We start from the raw sequence: 16,040 nt of genomic DNA on the forward strand, positions 1-16,040 counted from the left end.
GGTTATCGAATCAAAGTGGGCGATCAGGGCCGCCGTTGCGGCATCTTAACAGCCTCGGCGAGAATTTCACGGATCCGCTCCCGTACAGGGTCCAATCCGTTCGATGTATCCACCACGAAGTCGGCGCGCTTGCGCTTTTCGGCGTCAGGCAGTTGTCGCGCCAGAATGGCGTCAAGTTTTTCGGCCGTCATACCCTCGCGCGCCAGAATGCGCTCACGCTGCTGCTCGGGATTGGTCGATACCACGACCACCGCATCGACGCGTTTTTCGCCGCCAGTTTCATAGAGCAGGGGCACATCAACCACCGCCACCGGGACGCCGGATTTCTCGGCATCGTCCAGGAACTTCCTGTGATAGGCGCCCAGCAGGGGATGCACGATCTGCTCGAGCTTCTTCATCGCGGCCGCGTCGTGCACCACCAGCGGCGATAGCTTTGCGCGATCGACCTTGCCGTTCACGGTGGTTCCGGGAAACGCGGCCTCGATCAGCGGTGCAGCTTCGCCGTCATAAACCATGTGCACGGTGGCATCGGCGTCATAGACCGGCACACCGGCTTCCATGAACAATTTCGCCGTGGTCGATTTCCCCATTCCGATCGAACCGGTCAACCCCAATACGCGCATCAAGCCCTCGTCAAAATCAGATCGCGATCATCTCTTCGCCGCGTAGGAAACTCAGCAGCGGCAGCAACGGCAGACCAAGAATGGTGAAGTGATCGCCTTCGATCAGCTCGAACAGATGCACGCCCAGTCCTTCGAGCTGATAGGCGCCGACACTTGCCGTCACCTTGTCGCCCGCAGCATCCAGATAGGCATTGATCGCCTGACCATCCAGCTTGCGCATGGTCATATGCGCCACGGAGACATTGGAAAACAACGTCGCGCCATCGCAAACGACGGCAAGCGCTGAATGCAATTCGTGAGTCCGGCCAGCAAGTGCGGCGAGTTGTTCGGCGGCCTGTTCGCGGCCGGCAGGTTTGCTGAACATCCGATCGCCCAGCGCCAGGGTTTGATCGGCACCAAGAACATAGCGGCCGGGATGACGCAGCGAAATAAAGGCGGCCTTGCGCTCAGCAAGCAAGGCTGCGATCTCGCCCGGCGCCGTCAAACTGGATTTCTGCTGGATGCCGCGCTCGTCTATATCTGCCGGCATCGCATCAAACGTAATGCCAGCATTCGCCAACAACTCACGACGCGCTAAACTCTGCGACGCCAGGATCAGCGGTTGCACGCCGCGCCAAATGGTCATTCGGACATCCTCTGACGCTGTCGATCAGCCAGCAGTTTCATGATGGCTGCCGCGGTTTCCTCGATGGAGCGACGTGTCACTTCCAACAAAGCCCAGCCGTATTTGGCACTCAGCTTGCGCGCATAGGTCACTTCATCCGTGACCGACTGGCGATCGATATAATCGTCATTGGTCGTATCGCTACCAATACTCAGAAGCCGGTTCTGGCGGATCTGAATCAAGCGCTCCGGCGTCGCGTGCAGGCTGACCACCAGCGGATTTTTCAACGTCTCAAGCTGATGGGGAATGGGGATGCCGGGGACGAGCGGCACATTGGCCGTGCGCACACCGCGATTGGCAAGATAGATCGAGGTTGGCGTCTTCGATGTACGCGAGACGCCGACCAGAACCACGTCCGCTTCTTCGAGGCCTTCCACGTGCTGGCCGTCGTCATGCATCATCGAATAATTCAGCGCGTCGATACGCTTGAAATACTCGGCGTTGAGCGTGTGCTGTGCACCGACACGGCCGGTGGTGGACGCACCAAGATAGGCCTGAAACAGCTGCATCACTGGCCCGATGATCGACAGGCTCGGGCTGTTGATCTCCTGGCACTTGGCTTCCAACCGGCCGACCAGATCTTTTTCCAGCAGCGTGAAGAGAACGATGCCTGGCGCTTCCTCGATTTCGGAAAGCACGCGATCAAGCTGCTTCTGACTCCGCACGAGCGGATAGACATGTTCAACTGGCGTGACATTCGCGTATTGCGCCGCAACGGCGCGAGCCACCGTGATCAGCGTCTCACCGGTCGAATCGGAGACCAGATGGAGATGAAAATAGCTGCCGGTGGTAGGCACCATGATCGTGTATGTCCTGTGAATCTCTGTGGAGCTTTTCCGGGATATCGACCATCGCCTCGGCGGGCCCGGGATAACTCGGTTTTTTCTTCACAGGGCTCATGAAGAGGAAAAGCTCTGAGGTTGCCTTGAATGATAATGGGGTTATCCCGGTTTGTCTTGGGATAATCCAGTGCACGACAACGGTAAGCCCTTGCGCTGCATATTGAACTTGCATGCAGGCGACTTTGGGGAAATCACGCGGTGATGTGCATAAGCGCGGGACAGTTCCGGGATTGTTTTGGGCGGCCACAATCCACTGTCACTTAGACTCAAACCTAAGATTCTATAAATATTATTTAAGAGAAGGATGGCTTGCGGATAGTGCGGTGATCCGCTCTGTATCGGCGCATCCTGCAACGTGGCTTTCCGGTGAAATGTTCCGTTGTCAGCACGTACGGTGTGATGCAGTGATGCTGGAAAGAACTTTCGAATGTATGAATGGGCCAAGGCGCTGCATGTGATCGCCGTCATCTCCTGGATGGCAGGCATGCTCTATCTGCCGCGACTGTTCGTCTATCACTGCGATGCGGAGATCGGCTCGAAGCAATCCGAAACCTTCAAGTTGATGGAGCGTCGCCTGCTCAAGGCGATCATCAATCCAGCGATGATCGCCACCTGGATCCTTGGCTTGTATCTCGCCTGGGCAGGTCACTGGTTCAGTGCGGGCTGGTTTCACGCCAAACTGACGCTGGTGCTGCTGATGTCCGGCGTTCATGGCTTCCTAAGCGCCCGGGTGCGTGATTTTGCTCAGGACAAAAATACACGATCTTCAAAATTCTATCGCCTTATCAATGAGATACCGACGCTTTTGATGATCCTGATCGTGATTTTGGTGATCGTGAAGCCGTTCTAGGCGAAATTTCTCATCACAACCGCCATTTCGGCTCCTTGCGCGACACCCTGCGATTTTCTATATTCGCGTCATCCCACCCCACGCAGGCGGATGTGGTTTGTACCGGTTTCGCTTTTTGAACCGGCCACCGCATCAGGTTTGAAGCTCCTTCAGCACCTTCCTCGCTCAAGACTTCCTGGCCAGAGACCTGCGGACTTTCCTGATCTTTTCCAGCGTCCGCATCCGTCTTGGCTACCTCGCGCTCCCTCCCCGACTTTCCACAGGATCCCTCCCAATGCGGGAAATGAAACTCCAGGACCTCAAGGCCAAGACGCCAGCCGAGCTTGTCTCGTTTGCGGAAGAGCTCGGGGTTGAAAATGCCAGCACCATGCGCAAGCAGGAGCTGATGTTCGCAAGCTTGAAGCAGCTGGCGATCAAGGAAACTGACATCATCGGCGAAGGCGTCGTCGAGGTTCTCTCCGATGGCTTCGGCTTCTTGCGGTCGCCCGATGCGAACTACCTGCCGGGTCCGGACGATATCTACGTCTCGCCCTCGCAGATCCGCCGTTTTGGCCTGCGCACTGGCGACACCGTCGAAGGCCATATTCGCAGCCCGAAGGAAGGCGAACGCTATTTCGCTTTGCTGAAGGTCAATACGCTCAACTTCGAAGATCCCGAGAAGTCGAAGCACAAGGTCAATTTCGATAACCTCACTCCGCTTTTCCCGGATCAGCGCTTCCGCCTCGAGCTGGAAGATTCGACCCGCCGCGATCTCTCGGCGCGTGTCATCGACATCGTTGCGCCAATCGGCAAGGGTCAGCGCGCATTGATCGTTGCGCCGCCGCGCACGGGTAAAACCGTGCTGATGCAGAACATCGCGCATTCGATCACGGCTAATCATCCGGAATGCTATCTGATCGTTCTTCTGATCGACGAGCGTCCAGAAGAAGTCACGGACATGCAGCGCTCGGTGAAGGGTGAGGTCGTCTCCTCGACCTTCGACGAACCGGCAGTGCGTCACGTTCAGGTCGCCGAAATGGTGATCGAGAAGGCCAAGCGCCTGGTCGAGCATGGCCGCGATGTGGTCATTCTGCTGGATTCGATTACCCGCCTCGGCCGCGCCTACAACACCGTTGTGCCATCGTCCGGCAAAGTGCTGACCGGCGGTGTCGATGCCAATGCGCTGCAGCGTCCGAAGCGTTTCTTCGGTGCCGCGCGTAATGTGGAAGAAGGTGGTTCGTTGACCATCATCGCCACCGCGCTGGTCGATACCGGCAGCCGTATGGACGAAGTCATCTTCGAAGAATTCAAAGGCACCGGTAACTCGGAACTCATCCTGGACCGCAAGGTTTCGGACAAGCGGACCTTCCCGGCGATCGATATCTCGCGCTCGGGCACCCGCAAGGAAGAGCTCATCACCGATCCTCAGCTGCTCAAGAAGATGTATGTGCTCCGCCGCATCCTCAATCCAATGGGCACGATGGACGCTATCGACTTCCTGCTCGACAAGCTCCGCAACACGAAGAACAACTCGGAATTCTTCGATTCAATGAATACGTAAGTTTCAGGCTGTTCGTAGGAACAGCTTCAGGTTTGCAAGGAGCGCCGTTGCGAAAGCAGCGGCGTTTTTTTGTTATGAGCTCATAAACCTTCATTCCGGGATGTACGTCGGTCGGCGCAGCCAACCAGAGTGTGGACCCGGAATCCCGAGATGTTCAAAACAATTCAGGATTCCCCGCCGCTCCAATTGGAGTGGCTAAGGTTCACTAGCAGTTATCGCTGCGCCCGCCCCGGAACGACCCGTTTGGCTTGGTAGGTGCGACGCAAGAATCTCATTGCGCCACCTGCAGCCCATCGGCAAATAGGCGATGCATCCACGCGACCAGACGATCTACGCACTGTCCTCCGGCCGTCCGCCAACGGCGATTGCCATTGTGCGCGTGTCGGGTCCGCAGGCCAGCCAGGCGCTGGAGCGTCTCGCTAAGAGGCCACTGACACCTCGAGTGGCGACCCATGTTCTTCTGTCGGACGAACAACTCGGCCCGATCGACGATGCGGTGGTGCTGTGGTTTCCGGGACCGGCCAGTGCAACCGGGGAAGATGTCGCCGAATTTCATATTCACGGCGGACGCGCAGTGCTGGCTTCCTTGTTTGAAGCACTGGCGGGGATCGACGGCTTGCGGCTGGCCGAGCCGGGCGAGTTTACCCGCCGCGCTTTCGAGAATGGCAAGCTCGACCTGACCGAGGCGGAAGGTCTCGACGATCTCATCCATGCCGATACCGACCGGCAGCGCCGTCAGGCGCTGCGGCAATTGAAGGGATTGCTCGGCGACAAGGCACGCAACTGGCGCCAGCAGATCATCGAAGCCCTGGCGCTGGTCGAGGTCGGCATCGATTTTTCCGACGAGGGCGATGTGTCCGCCGAATTGATGGCACCGGCTCTGGCAAAAGCATCGGCGCTCCATCGCGAGATCGAAGATGTGCTGGCGGCGCAGGGCCGAAGCGAGAGGTTGCGTGACGGGCTGGTAGTGGCCATCGCCGGCGAGCCAAATGTCGGGAAATCGACGCTGATGAATCAGCTCGCCCGGCGAGACGTCGCGATCGTCTCGCCGCATGCGGGGACCACGCGGGATATCATCGAGATGCAGCTCGATCTGGACGGATATCCGGTGACGATCATCGACACCGCCGGCATTCGTGAGACGGCTGATCCAGTGGAGGAGGAGGGCGTACGCCGGGCGCGGAGGCGGGCGGCCGAGGCGGATTTGGTCCTGTGGCTGGTCGACTCCAGCGCGGGAGCGTCAGATCCGGAGCAATGGCTGGCGGGATCTGAAACGCCGGTCTGGGTGGTCCGAAACAAGGTCGATCTGGTCCGGGATGCGTCGGCCGGGCCAGACCTGTTAATTGCAATCTCCGCAGAGCGCGGTGATGGCCTCGCGCAATTGTTGGCCCTGCTTGTCGATTTCGCCGGTCGATATTTCGGGAGCGGAGAGGCCGGACTGATTACCCGGGAGCGGCAGCGTCTTTTGCTGCGCAGCACGTCGGGTTTGTTGCAGCATGCTGCAGCATCGGCTGAGCAAGGCGAAGAGTTCGTTGCCGAAGATATGCGTGCTGCAGCGCAGCAATTAGGGCGGTTGCTCGGGCGGGTGGATGTCGAGGATATTCTCGATAGCATCTTTCGAGACTTTTGCATAGGTAAGTAATATTTCTTTATTCATTTATATTTATTATGAATCATAATTCAGTTTAATAATCGCCAGTCCGCCATAGTTTTGAGCAAGGCGCAGCGCCCAAATAGTACACGCAAACTTGCAGAACGACCCAATAGCTTTGCCGCGAGACGCTTCTTGCAGTAGCGGTCGAAAGATCGAGTGTTTCACGTGAAACACAAGCTTTGGCGAGCCGGAGTGAATATTCAGTTCTGACGTTGTTTCACGTGAAACAGCTCCTGTGGATTTCTCTTCAATCCCGGCGTCACCCGCGCTAGAAGCTCCGCCCATGCAGGACAAGTTCGACGTCATCGTCATCGGGGGAGGCCATGCTGGCTGCGAGGCTGCTGCGGCCGCTGCACGCCTAGGCGCACGCACCGCCCTGGTCACGCACCAATTCGCGACCCTTGGCGCCATGTCCTGCAACCCTGCCATCGGCGGTCTGGGTAAGGGCCATCTGGTCCGCGAGGTCGATGCGCTGGACGGGCTGATGGGGCGTGTCGCCGATGCCGGCGGCATCCAGTTCCGGATGCTCAACCGCAAAAAAGGCCCGGCCGTCCGCGGCCCGCGCACCCAAGCCGACCGCAAGCTTTACGCCGCAGCGATGCAGGCGGCGATCGTTGCCACCGACAATCTGAACGTGATCGAAGGCGAGGCCGACGATCTGCTCATGGTCAATGGCCGGGTCACCGGCATCCGTTTGGCCGATGGCCACGAACTTGCTGCCGGCTCCGTGGTCATTACCACCGGCACCTTCCTGCGCGGGTTGATCCATCTCGGCGAGAAGAACTGGCCGGCTGGCCGGATCGATGAAGCCCCGGCGCTCGGCCTGTCCAAGGCGTTCGAGCGCGTCGGTTTTACCCTCGGACGGCTCAAGACAGGTACGCCACCGCGTCTCGATGGGACCACCATCGACTGGGCCGGGGTCGAGATGCAGTCCGCCGACGATCCCCCGGAGCCGTTTTCGGTGATGACCGACCGGATCACCAATCCGCAGATCCAGTGCGGCATCACGCGCACCACACCGGCCACCCATGAGGTGATCCGGGCCAATGTGCATCGCTCGCCGATGTATTCCGGTCAGATCAGGAGTTCGGGGCCTCGTTACTGCCCGTCCATCGAGGACAAGATCGTCCGTTTTGGTGATCGCGATGGCCACCAGATCTTCCTGGAGCCGGAAGGCCTCGATGACTCGACGGTCTATCCCAACGGCATCTCGACTTCACTGCCCGAGGAAGTTCAGGCTGCGATCCTGGCGTCGATCCCGGGTCTTGAGCGGGTCCGCATGGTCCGCCCGGGCTATGCGATCGAATATGACCATGTCGACCCCCGTGAACTCGATCCGACCCTGCAGACCAAGCGTATTCCCGGCCTGTTTCTGGCTGGGCAGATCAATGGCACCACCGGATACGAAGAAGCCGCCGCCCAGGGTCTGGTCGCCGGTTTGAATGCAGCCTTGGCTGCCAGCGGGGCGCAACTGACCGTATTCAATCGTGCGGACGGCTATCTCGGCGTGATGATCGACGATCTGGTCACCCGCGGGATCACTGAGCCCTATCGGATGTTCACTTCGCGGGCTGAATACCGTCTCACGCTGCGAGCTGACAATGCTGATCAGCGTCTGACCGATAAGGGCATCGCACTCGGATGTGTCGGCAGCGTCCGCGCTACCCGGCATGTCGCCAAGATGGAGGCGCTTGCGGCCGGAAAGGTGCTGAGCCAGGCACTTTCGATCACACCGAATGGGGCAGCGAAGCATGGTTTGACGCTTAATCACGATGGCCAGCGACGCTCCGCATTCGATCTCCTATCCTATCCGGAGACCGAATGGGCCACCGTGACGCGGATCTGGCCTGAACTGTCGGCCATTGACCCAGCGATCGGCACCCATATCGAGATCGACGCCAAATATGATGTCTATCTAAAACGTCAGACCGCAGATGTGGAGGCTTTTCGCCGCGACGAGGGTCTCTTGCTGGTGGATATCGACTATGATGCGGTCCCCGGACTGTCCAACGAGGCCCGGGCGAAGCTCAAGGCAGCGCTCCCGCACACTGTGGGGCAGGCGGGACGTCTCGATGGCATGACCCCGGCTGCACTGGCAATCCTCGCTTCCTATTTGCGCCGTGAGGCACGTAGGCCAAAGGTCGCTTTGGCCTGATTGGTTGTTTCACGTGAAACAACCCGGCTGCGCCGGAGACTACTCCGTTGGAGTCGGCTTACTCCGTCCGCGAGGCCAGAAAGCCAGCACCCCAACGAGGCTCGCGAACAAGATCACCGCGACAATCATTTGCACGACGCTAAAGTTGATCGCGTCACGCGTGACTAACAAGGCGGTGATGGGGGCCGCGAGCACCAGGAAAAGCTGTGCAATCCAACCCATGGTCATAGTCCTCCAACGATCAATCGATTGGAGGACGGGCCTGCTTACCCTGCATTGATGCCGGTCAATCAGCCGCCGGCGTTTCTCTCTTCCGCAGCACGAAACCTTTTGCGGTGAGCAGGCAGCCAAACTCCCATCATCCCATCAGAAGCGTCGACCAGATCGCTCATACCGGATCGAGCCCGTGCTCAATGCGACGGCGAAAGCGGGTTCGGTCTTCGCTCCCTTTGCTCGAAGCATCATGATTTACGTCTGGAAAGCCTGGTCCGCCCAAGCCTAGAAGCCTCCGCTCGGCTGCGAAGCGCTGCCAGCCAAGCTGGTGTCGCATAGGATCAGCGTCGATGAAGATCTCGAATGGGTTAGCCTAAGCTTCGAACCTAGCGACGACAGGTCGGCCGCTGGCCGACCGTTGATAGATCGCGGCGCCATTGGCTTCGCGAAAGTGCCCCCGGAGCAGGGTGGCGACGGAAGATCATCCGTGGTGCTGCAGACGATATCGATGTCACGGCCTGGCCAAGCCAACCGGACTGTGCCGACAATGAGCGGATCGAATGGCGCCAGGAGCCCAAGCGCATCCGTAGGCCCTCGGACCTCCCGTAATCTTGTCGCTCGATCATCGGGTGTTTTTTGTCCGGATTCGTCGCCGCTGCCGCGCAATTCGATAGCCGGAAAAATGGACTCAGAGTATGGATGGGTCCCAATAGCTTTTCAGACAATCCAATGGCGCAACGATCCCAGCAAGCTGCTCCCGCACCCCGGCTCGATGCCGACAAGGCTGCGGCCCTGCGGCTGACACCTGTTTCACGTGAAACGGAGGACCGACTTGATCGCTACGTCGATCTGTTGCTGCAGTGGCAGGCCAAGACCAATCTGATTTCGCCGGCGACGCTTCCAAATCTCTGGACGCGCCATATCTCGGATTCGTTGCAGCTTCTGAACCTCGCGCCGGGCGCAAAGACCTGGCTCGACTTCGGCAGCGGCGGCGGCTTTCCCGGTGTGGTGCTTGCTTGCGCCATGGGTGATCTTGCCGGCGGACATGTTCATCTCGTCGAGCGCAACGCCAAGAAGGCAGCGTTCCTGCGCGAAGCGCTACGTTTGACGCAAGCCCCGGGTACAGTTCACCTCGCTGACATCGGGGATAATGTGGATAGATTTCCCGCGCATGTCGATTGCATCACCGCTCGTGCGGTTGCCTCGTTACATATCGTCATCGGTTTCGCCGAACCCTTCATGAAGGCGGGCACAAAAGCCTTATTCCTCAAGGGTCAAGATGTAGAATCGGAATTGACCGAAGCTACTAGATATTGGAAACTAAACCCGCGCCTGCATGCCAGCCTGACCGGTGGACAAGGCTGGATCGTCGAACTCGACCGGATCGAGCGACTGCCCCCGTCCGCAAACCAAAATGGCTACGCCAATGACCGTAATTGATCAGGAATATCAAGAGCATACGTCAAGTACGGTGCCTGGACATCCGCGCATTCTGGCGCTGGCGAATCAGAAGGGCGGCGTCGGAAAGACCACCACCGCGATCAATCTCGGTACGGCACTCGCTGCTATCGGCGAGCGCGTGCTGATCGTCGATCTCGATCCACAGGGCAATGCGTCCACCGGTCTCGGCATCGATCGCCGTAATCGTAACTGCTCGACCTATGACGTGCTGATCGGCGAAGCCCCGCTGCGCGATGCAGTCGTCGTCACGGCGGTGCCGCGTCTGCATATCGCGGCATCGACCATGGATCTTTCGGGCCTCGAGCTCGAACTCGGCTCGGCCCGCGATCGCGCCTTCCGGCTGCGCGATGCGATTGGCGAATTGAACAATAATGTCTCGCCGGGCTCCGACTACACCTATGTGCTGATCGATTGCCCGCCATCGCTCAATCTTCTGACGGTCAATGCGATGGCCGCCTCAGATGCGATTCTCGTTCCGTTGCAGTGTGAGTTCTTCGCGCTCGAAGGTCTGTCGCAATTGCTGCAGACCGTGGAGCAGGTGCGCTCGACGCTGAACCCGAATCTCTCGATCCATGGCATCGTGATGACGATGTTCGATGCGCGCAACAACCTGTCGAACCAGGTCGTTGCCGACGTCCGTGAATTCATGGGCAGCAAGGTCTATGAGACCATGATCCCGCGCAACGTCCGCATCTCGGAAGCGCCGTCCTACGGCAAGCCGGTGCTGGTCTATGATCTGAAGTGCTCGGGCTCTGAAGCCTATCTGCGGCTCGCGACCGAAGTGATCCAGCGCGAGCGCGATCTGCGCACCGCTCACTGAGCAAGTGGGGTGGGCCTGACGTAAGCGCGCCTTTGCCCACCCGACCACCGAATTTCTAGTTTGAGTACGGAGTAACCCGGATGAGTTCGAAGGGATTGGCGATGGCTGATGAAGCGCGTTCGCGACTGGGCCGCGGCCTTGCAAGTCTGATCGGCGATGTCGGGGGTGAGGCCGCACATGTCGAGCGTCCTTCACGCAATCAGCGCAAGGTGCCGATCGAATTCCTCAAGGCCAATCCGCGCAACCCGCGTCGGGCTTTTGCCGATGCTGAGCTCGCCGAACTCGCATCGTCGATCAAGCAGCATGGCGTGATCCAGCCGATCGTCGTACGTCCGGTGAAGGGCTCGAACGATCGCTTCGAGATCATTGCCGGCGAGCGCCGCTGGCGCGCGTCGCAGATCGCAGGTCTGCATGAAGTGCCGATCGTGCCGCTCGACGTCACGGATTCGGCCGCGATGGAAATCGCGATTATCGAGAACGTGCAGCGCGAAGATCTCAATGCGATGGAAGAGGCGCAGGGCTATCACGCGCTCGCCGAGACCTACAAGCATAGCCAGGAAGACATCGCGAAAATCGTCGGCAAGAGCCGCAGCCATGTCGCCAATATGATGCGCCTCACCAAGCTGCCAGTCGACGTGCAGGATCTGATCGCATCGGGTCAGCTCTCCAACGGTCACGCCCGCGCGCTGATCAATCTGCCGGATGCGTCGAGTGCCGCGAAGCGGATCATTGCTGAGGGACTGAACGTTCGTCAGACCGAAGCACTCGCGCATGAAGAGGGCGTGCCGGAACGCGCACCGCAAAAGCCACGCACCTCGTCTCCCAAGGCGGCGAAGGATGCTGACACGATCGCACTGGAAAAGCGGGTGAGCGATGTGCTTGGGCTGAAGGTGTCGGTCGATCACCGCGATCCCGGCGGCACCGTGATCATCAAGTATCGTGATCTGGATCAGCTCGACGAAATTCTGAAGCGGCTGGATTCTGAGAACTAACCGCGCCGCCTTGCATTCACGGCAATCGACATCAACGCCCTCTGTGCGATCACCGCACCGAGGGCGTTTTGTTTGCGCACGTCGAGCGCGGCGACGGCGAGCTGATCGATGATATTTACCAGCCGCTGTGCCGAGAAATTTCGCAGCGCTGCTTCCACCGTTCCCTTGCGGGAAAAATGTAGCCGCGGAAATCCGCTCTCGACGGCAGATGACGCTGAGCTGCCTGCTTCGACCAACAGGCTGGCTTTGTGCAGCAATGCGGCCTGGCGCTGTGCTGCCATCATGATCATGCCAGGATAAGTCCCCGCGACCATCGCCTTGTTGAACTCAACTTCGACCGCCGTCGGGTTTCCAGCAAAGGCGCCGTCGACAATCGGATCGATCTTCAATTCGGACGCATCAGCAACGACAGCCATCACGTCGTCGAGTGTGACTTCGCCGGTGCCATGCGCATAGAGGGTCAGCTTGCGGAGTTCGTTACGCGACGCCTGCCGGTCGCCGCCGAGCAGGGACATCAGCGTGGCGCGTGCATCGGGCGCCATGCGGAGATTGGACACGCGAAGTTCGTCATCGATGAGCTTGGCGAGATCGCGTTCGGTGTCGGGGTAGCAGGCGATGGCCACCGCGGTCTTGGCCTTCTCGCAAACCTTCCGCAAGGGCGATTCCGGCCTGAGTTCGCCGGCTTCAATGACGATACGGCAATCCTTGATATTGGAATCCGCGAGCGTGTCGACACCGCTGGAAAAATTCTTCGAGCCGGCGCGCACGCGGATGGCGCGGCGGCCGCCGAACAGCGGCACCGTCATGGCTTCCTCAACGAGGCGCGATGGCTCGGCAGCGAGATCGTCGCCGTCCATGCGGACCAGCGAGAATGGATCGTTGGGATCGTCGACGGCGGATTTCATCAGCGCGTCGGCGCGTTCGCGGACAAGACCGGCATCAGCGCCGTAGAGCAGGATGATCGGCCGGCCGGCATCTGGCCTGGCCAGAAACGCGTCGATCTCTTTTCCGCGAAGCGCGACCACGCGGCGTGCTTAGGTGCCGGCGTAGAAGAACGACGCCAGACGGGTATTAATATTGTCGGCGATCTCACCCGCCGCGCGGTCCTCGGCATCGCGATAGGCGCGTGCTCTGGCGAAGCGCTGAAGCTGGCCGGGGATGTCGTAGGTGACGCGGGAGAACGTGCTGCCGGTCAGGACTTGCTTGCCGGTGGCGATCTCGATCAGGCCATAGGTCGCGTCGATACCGTAGTTTTCGCTGGTCGGCAGCGCGGTGTTCGGGTCGACGATCAGCGAGGTCCGGCTCGGGTTGAAACGGATCTTTAGCTGATAGGTCGGTGGCAGGCCGGTGGCGCTGCCATACATCTTGAACATCAGCGCATTGCGGATGTTCACGCCGACGCGGGCTTGCGGCGACGCATTGGGATAGTCCAGCGGCGGAACTTCGACGCCTAGCAGCTTCTCGCGCAAGCCGGGTTTGCCGTCGCCACGGTCGGCATACATCGGCTGGAAGCAGCCGGCCGTCAGCGCCGCCAGGGTGGCGACGACCATGAGCCGGGCGGCGATGCGAGATTTAGCCGACAACATTCACGATCCTCTGGGCGACGACGATGATCTTCTTGACGGGCTTGCCGTCGAGAGCCTGTTTTACAGCATCGAGCGCCAGAGCGGCAGCCTCAATTTCCGGGTTCGTCGCTTCCCGGGCCACTGTGACTTCTCCGCGCTTCTTGCCATTGACCTGCACGGGCAGGGTTATGGTGTCTTCAACCAGCAGATTGGGCTCGATTTGCGGCCAACGGGCTTCCGAGATCATGCCCGGTTGCCCGAGCACGCCCCAGCATTCCTCGGCCAGATGCGGCATCATCGGCGCAAACAGTTGAACAAGGATGACCGAGGCCTCGTGGAGCGCCCAGCAGACATCCGGGGCCGGGGTTCCCGGACGCGCCAAGGCTTCGCCCAACACGTTGGAAAATTCGCGGATATGGGCCAGGCAGACATTGAAGTGCAGCTTTTCGATCTCGGTCGAGACCTTGCTGAGCGCGCCATGGGCGGCCTTGCGGATCGCCAGGGCATCGGGGCCGAATTCGGCGGGACGGGCTGCCGGTGCCGATTTGCCGTGCGCGGCTGATTCGTTGATCTGCCGCCACAGGCGCTGCACGAAACGCGAGGCGCCCTTGACGCCTTCTTCGCTCCAGATGACGTCGCGGTCCGGCGGCGAATCCGACAGCATGAACCAACGGGCGGTATCGGCGCCGTAGGTGCCCATGATGTCGTCGGGGTCGACCGTGTTGCGCTTCGACTTCGACATCTTTTCGATCGGGCCGATGGTGATGTCTTCGCCAGTAGCGATCAGCGTAGCGCGTTGGCCGTTACCGCCGATCTCGATGTTGATCTCGGCCGGTGAGGCGAAGGTGCCGTCCTGCTTCTTGTAGGTCTCGTGAACCACCATGCCCTGCGTGAACATGCCGGCAAACGGCTCGTCGAAATTAACGTGACCGGTTGCCTTCATGGCGCGGGTGAAGAAGCGGCTGTAGAGCAGATGCAGGATCGCGTGTTCGACACCGCCGATATACTGATCCACCGGCATCATGCGATTGGCGACAGACGTCGTCGTCGGCGCCGTCGTATTCCACGGATCGGTGAAGCGCGTGAAGTACCAGGACGAGTCCACGAAGGTGTCCATGGTATCGGTTTCGCGCCGCGCATCCGCGCCGCAATTCGGGCACTTCACATGCTTCCAGGTCGGATGATGATCAAGCGCATTGCCCGGCTTGTCGAAGGAGACATCCTCCGGCAGCACGACCGGCAGGTCCTTGTCTGGCACCGGTACGATATCGCAGCTCGGGCAGTGGATGATCGGAATCGGGCAGCCCCAATAGCGCTGCCGTGAGATACCCCAGTCGCGCAGGCGGAAATTGATCTCGCGCTTGCCCCAGCCGTCCTTCTCGAAGATTTCGAGCGACCGCTTCATGGCTTCTTCGCAGGTCATCACGTCGGGTTCGCCAACCCAGCGGATATATTGCACCGAGTCGGTCTTCGCCGGAACGAAAGCAATATCCTGCACGCGTTCGTCGCTGCCGACCGGCACGAACACGTCGAGCACGGGCAGATCATACTTGCGTGCGAAATCCAGGTCGCGCTGGTCATGGGCCGGGCAGCCGATGATGGCGCCGGTGCCGTAATCCATCAGCACGAAGTTCGCGATATAAAGCGGCAGCGTCCATGACGCGTCGGCTGGATGCGTGACCTTAATACCGGTGTCGAAGCCGAGCTTTTCGGCGGTGTCGATTTCGGCCTGCGAGGTGCCCATGCGATGGCATTCCTCGATGAAGGCGGCGACTTTCGGATCCTTCTCCGCCAGCGCTTTCGCCAGCGGATGATCCGGCGAGATGGCCGAGAAGGTCGGGCCATACATCGTGTCCGCGCGCGTGGTGAACACGGGCAGCGTATCGAAACCGGCGGGCGCGCCGATCAGTCCGAACTGGAAGTGTAGGCCTTCCGACTTGCCGATCCAGTTGCGCTGCATCAGGCGCACCTTGTCGGGCCAACGGTCCAGCGTATCCAGCGCAGACAACAGCTCGTCGGAATATTTGCTGATCTTGAAGAACCACTGGGTCAGCTCGCGCTGTTCAACAAGCGCGCCGGAGCGCCAGCCGCGGCCGTCGATCACCTGCTCGTTGGCCAGCACGGTGTGATCGACCGGATCCCAGTTCACCTTGGATTTCTTGCGTTCGGCCAGACCTGCCCGCATGAAATCGAGAAACATCTTCTGCTGATGTTTGTAGTAGGTGGGGTCGCATGTCGCGAATTCGCGCGACCAGTCGAGCGACAGACCCATGGTCTGCAGCTGCTTTTTCATCGATGCGATGTTCTCGTAGGTCCAGGCCTTCGGGGCGACCTTGCGCTCGATGGCGGCGTTCTCGGCGGGCAGGCCGAACGCATCCCAGCCCATCGGATGCAAGACGTTCTTGCCCTGCGCGCGCTGAAAACGCGCGACCACGTCGCCCATGGTGTAGTTGCGGACATGGCCCATATGGATGCGCCCCGACGGATAGGGGAACATCTCGAGCACGTAATACTTCTCGCGCGGATCGTCGTTCTTGGTGGCGAAGATCGCCTTGTCGTCCCAGACGCGCTGCCAGCGCGGTTCGGTCTCGCGGGCGTTGTAACGTTCGTTGCTCATGGTGCTTTTGAAATCCGCCGGCCGGTTCGAGCGCTTCTCAGATC

The 16,040-nt window shown here is 59.9% G+C and carries 13 protein-coding genes; 7 read left to right on the top strand and 6 right to left on the bottom strand.

Annotated elements, in window-relative coordinates; translation table 11 throughout:
- Nucleotides 1-23: 23 nt before the first annotated feature.
- From coaE to CIW50_RS02070, 3 genes are read right to left on the bottom strand one after another with little or no spacing between them, the layout of a single operon-like run.
- Complete coding sequence (coaE, locus tag CIW50_RS02060; protein ID WP_149529623.1) at nucleotides 24-623, bottom strand: dephospho-CoA kinase; 600 nt, start codon at nucleotides 621-623, stop codon at nucleotides 24-26.
- A 16-nt stretch (nucleotides 624-639) separates the two neighbouring features.
- Nucleotides 640-1,248, bottom strand: coding sequence for a Maf family protein (locus tag CIW50_RS02065; protein WP_149529624.1), 609 nt, complete (start codon nucleotides 1,246-1,248; stop codon nucleotides 640-642).
- Complete coding sequence (locus CIW50_RS02070; RefSeq protein WP_149530365.1) at nucleotides 1,245-2,084, bottom strand: pyruvate, water dikinase regulatory protein; 840 nt, start codon at nucleotides 2,082-2,084, stop codon at nucleotides 1,245-1,247. The genes CIW50_RS02065 and CIW50_RS02070 overlap by 4 nt, the downstream gene beginning before the upstream one ends.
- 472 nt (nucleotides 2,085-2,556) lie before the next feature.
- Between CIW50_RS02070 and hemJ the strand changes: the two genes are divergently transcribed.
- The 7 genes from hemJ to CIW50_RS02110 all read left to right on the top strand — a co-directional run bounded on the left by hemJ (nucleotide 2,557) and on the right by CIW50_RS02110 (nucleotide 11,814).
- Nucleotides 2,557-2,979 (top strand): protoporphyrinogen oxidase HemJ, encoded by a 423-nt coding sequence (hemJ, locus tag CIW50_RS02075; RefSeq protein ID WP_149529625.1) that lies wholly within the window; start codon nucleotides 2,557-2,559, stop codon nucleotides 2,977-2,979.
- A 274-nt stretch (nucleotides 2,980-3,253) separates the two neighbouring features.
- Nucleotides 3,254-4,519 carry a transcription termination factor Rho gene (rho, locus tag CIW50_RS02080; protein WP_068730228.1) on the top strand — a complete coding sequence of 422 codons (1,266 nt, stop codon included), beginning with the start codon at nucleotides 3,254-3,256 and terminating at the stop codon, nucleotides 4,517-4,519.
- A gap of 307 nt (nucleotides 4,520-4,826) precedes the next feature.
- On the top strand, nucleotides 4,827-6,161 hold the full coding sequence (mnmE, locus tag CIW50_RS02085; RefSeq protein ID WP_149529626.1) for a tRNA uridine-5-carboxymethylaminomethyl(34) synthesis GTPase MnmE: 1,335 nt from the start codon (nucleotides 4,827-4,829) through the stop codon (nucleotides 6,159-6,161).
- Between the two features lie 295 nt (nucleotides 6,162-6,456).
- Complete coding sequence (gene mnmG / locus CIW50_RS02090) at nucleotides 6,457-8,328, top strand: tRNA uridine-5-carboxymethylaminomethyl(34) synthesis enzyme MnmG (RefSeq protein ID WP_149529627.1); 1,872 nt, start codon at nucleotides 6,457-6,459, stop codon at nucleotides 8,326-8,328.
- 942 nt (nucleotides 8,329-9,270) lie between these two features.
- Nucleotides 9,271-9,981, top strand: coding sequence for a 16S rRNA (guanine(527)-N(7))-methyltransferase RsmG (rsmG, locus tag CIW50_RS02100; protein ID WP_149529629.1), 711 nt, complete (start codon nucleotides 9,271-9,273; stop codon nucleotides 9,979-9,981).
- Nucleotides 9,968-10,822 (top strand): ParA family protein, encoded by an 855-nt coding sequence (locus tag CIW50_RS02105; RefSeq protein WP_149529630.1) that lies wholly within the window; start codon nucleotides 9,968-9,970, stop codon nucleotides 10,820-10,822. The genes rsmG and CIW50_RS02105 overlap by 14 nt, the downstream gene beginning before the upstream one ends.
- 101 nt (nucleotides 10,823-10,923) lie before the next feature.
- Nucleotides 10,924-11,814 (top strand): ParB/RepB/Spo0J family partition protein, encoded by an 891-nt coding sequence (locus tag CIW50_RS02110; RefSeq protein WP_149529631.1) that lies wholly within the window; start codon nucleotides 10,924-10,926, stop codon nucleotides 11,812-11,814.
- On the opposite strand, the gene holA is transcribed toward CIW50_RS02110, so the two are convergent.
- From holA to leuS, 3 genes are read right to left on the bottom strand one after another with little or no spacing between them, the layout of a single operon-like run.
- Nucleotides 11,811-12,839: a DNA polymerase III subunit delta gene (gene holA / locus CIW50_RS02115; protein ID WP_149529632.1), complete on the bottom strand. Its 1,029-nt coding sequence runs from the start codon at nucleotides 12,837-12,839 to the stop codon at nucleotides 11,811-11,813. The two genes, CIW50_RS02110 and holA, sit on opposite strands and share 4 nt — an antisense overlap.
- Before the next feature lie 9 nt (nucleotides 12,840-12,848).
- On the bottom strand, nucleotides 12,849-13,400 hold the full coding sequence (locus CIW50_RS02120) for an LPS assembly lipoprotein LptE (RefSeq protein WP_149529633.1): 552 nt from the start codon (nucleotides 13,398-13,400) through the stop codon (nucleotides 12,849-12,851).
- Nucleotides 13,387-15,996, bottom strand: coding sequence for a leucine--tRNA ligase (leuS, locus tag CIW50_RS02125; RefSeq protein ID WP_149529634.1), 2,610 nt, complete (start codon nucleotides 15,994-15,996; stop codon nucleotides 13,387-13,389). The genes CIW50_RS02120 and leuS overlap by 14 nt, the downstream gene beginning before the upstream one ends.
- Nucleotides 15,997-16,040 lie beyond the last annotated feature (44 nt).

The organism is Tardiphaga sp. P9-11 (genome assembly GCF_008329525.1).
GTDB lineage: Bacteria > Pseudomonadota > Alphaproteobacteria > Rhizobiales > Xanthobacteraceae > Tardiphaga.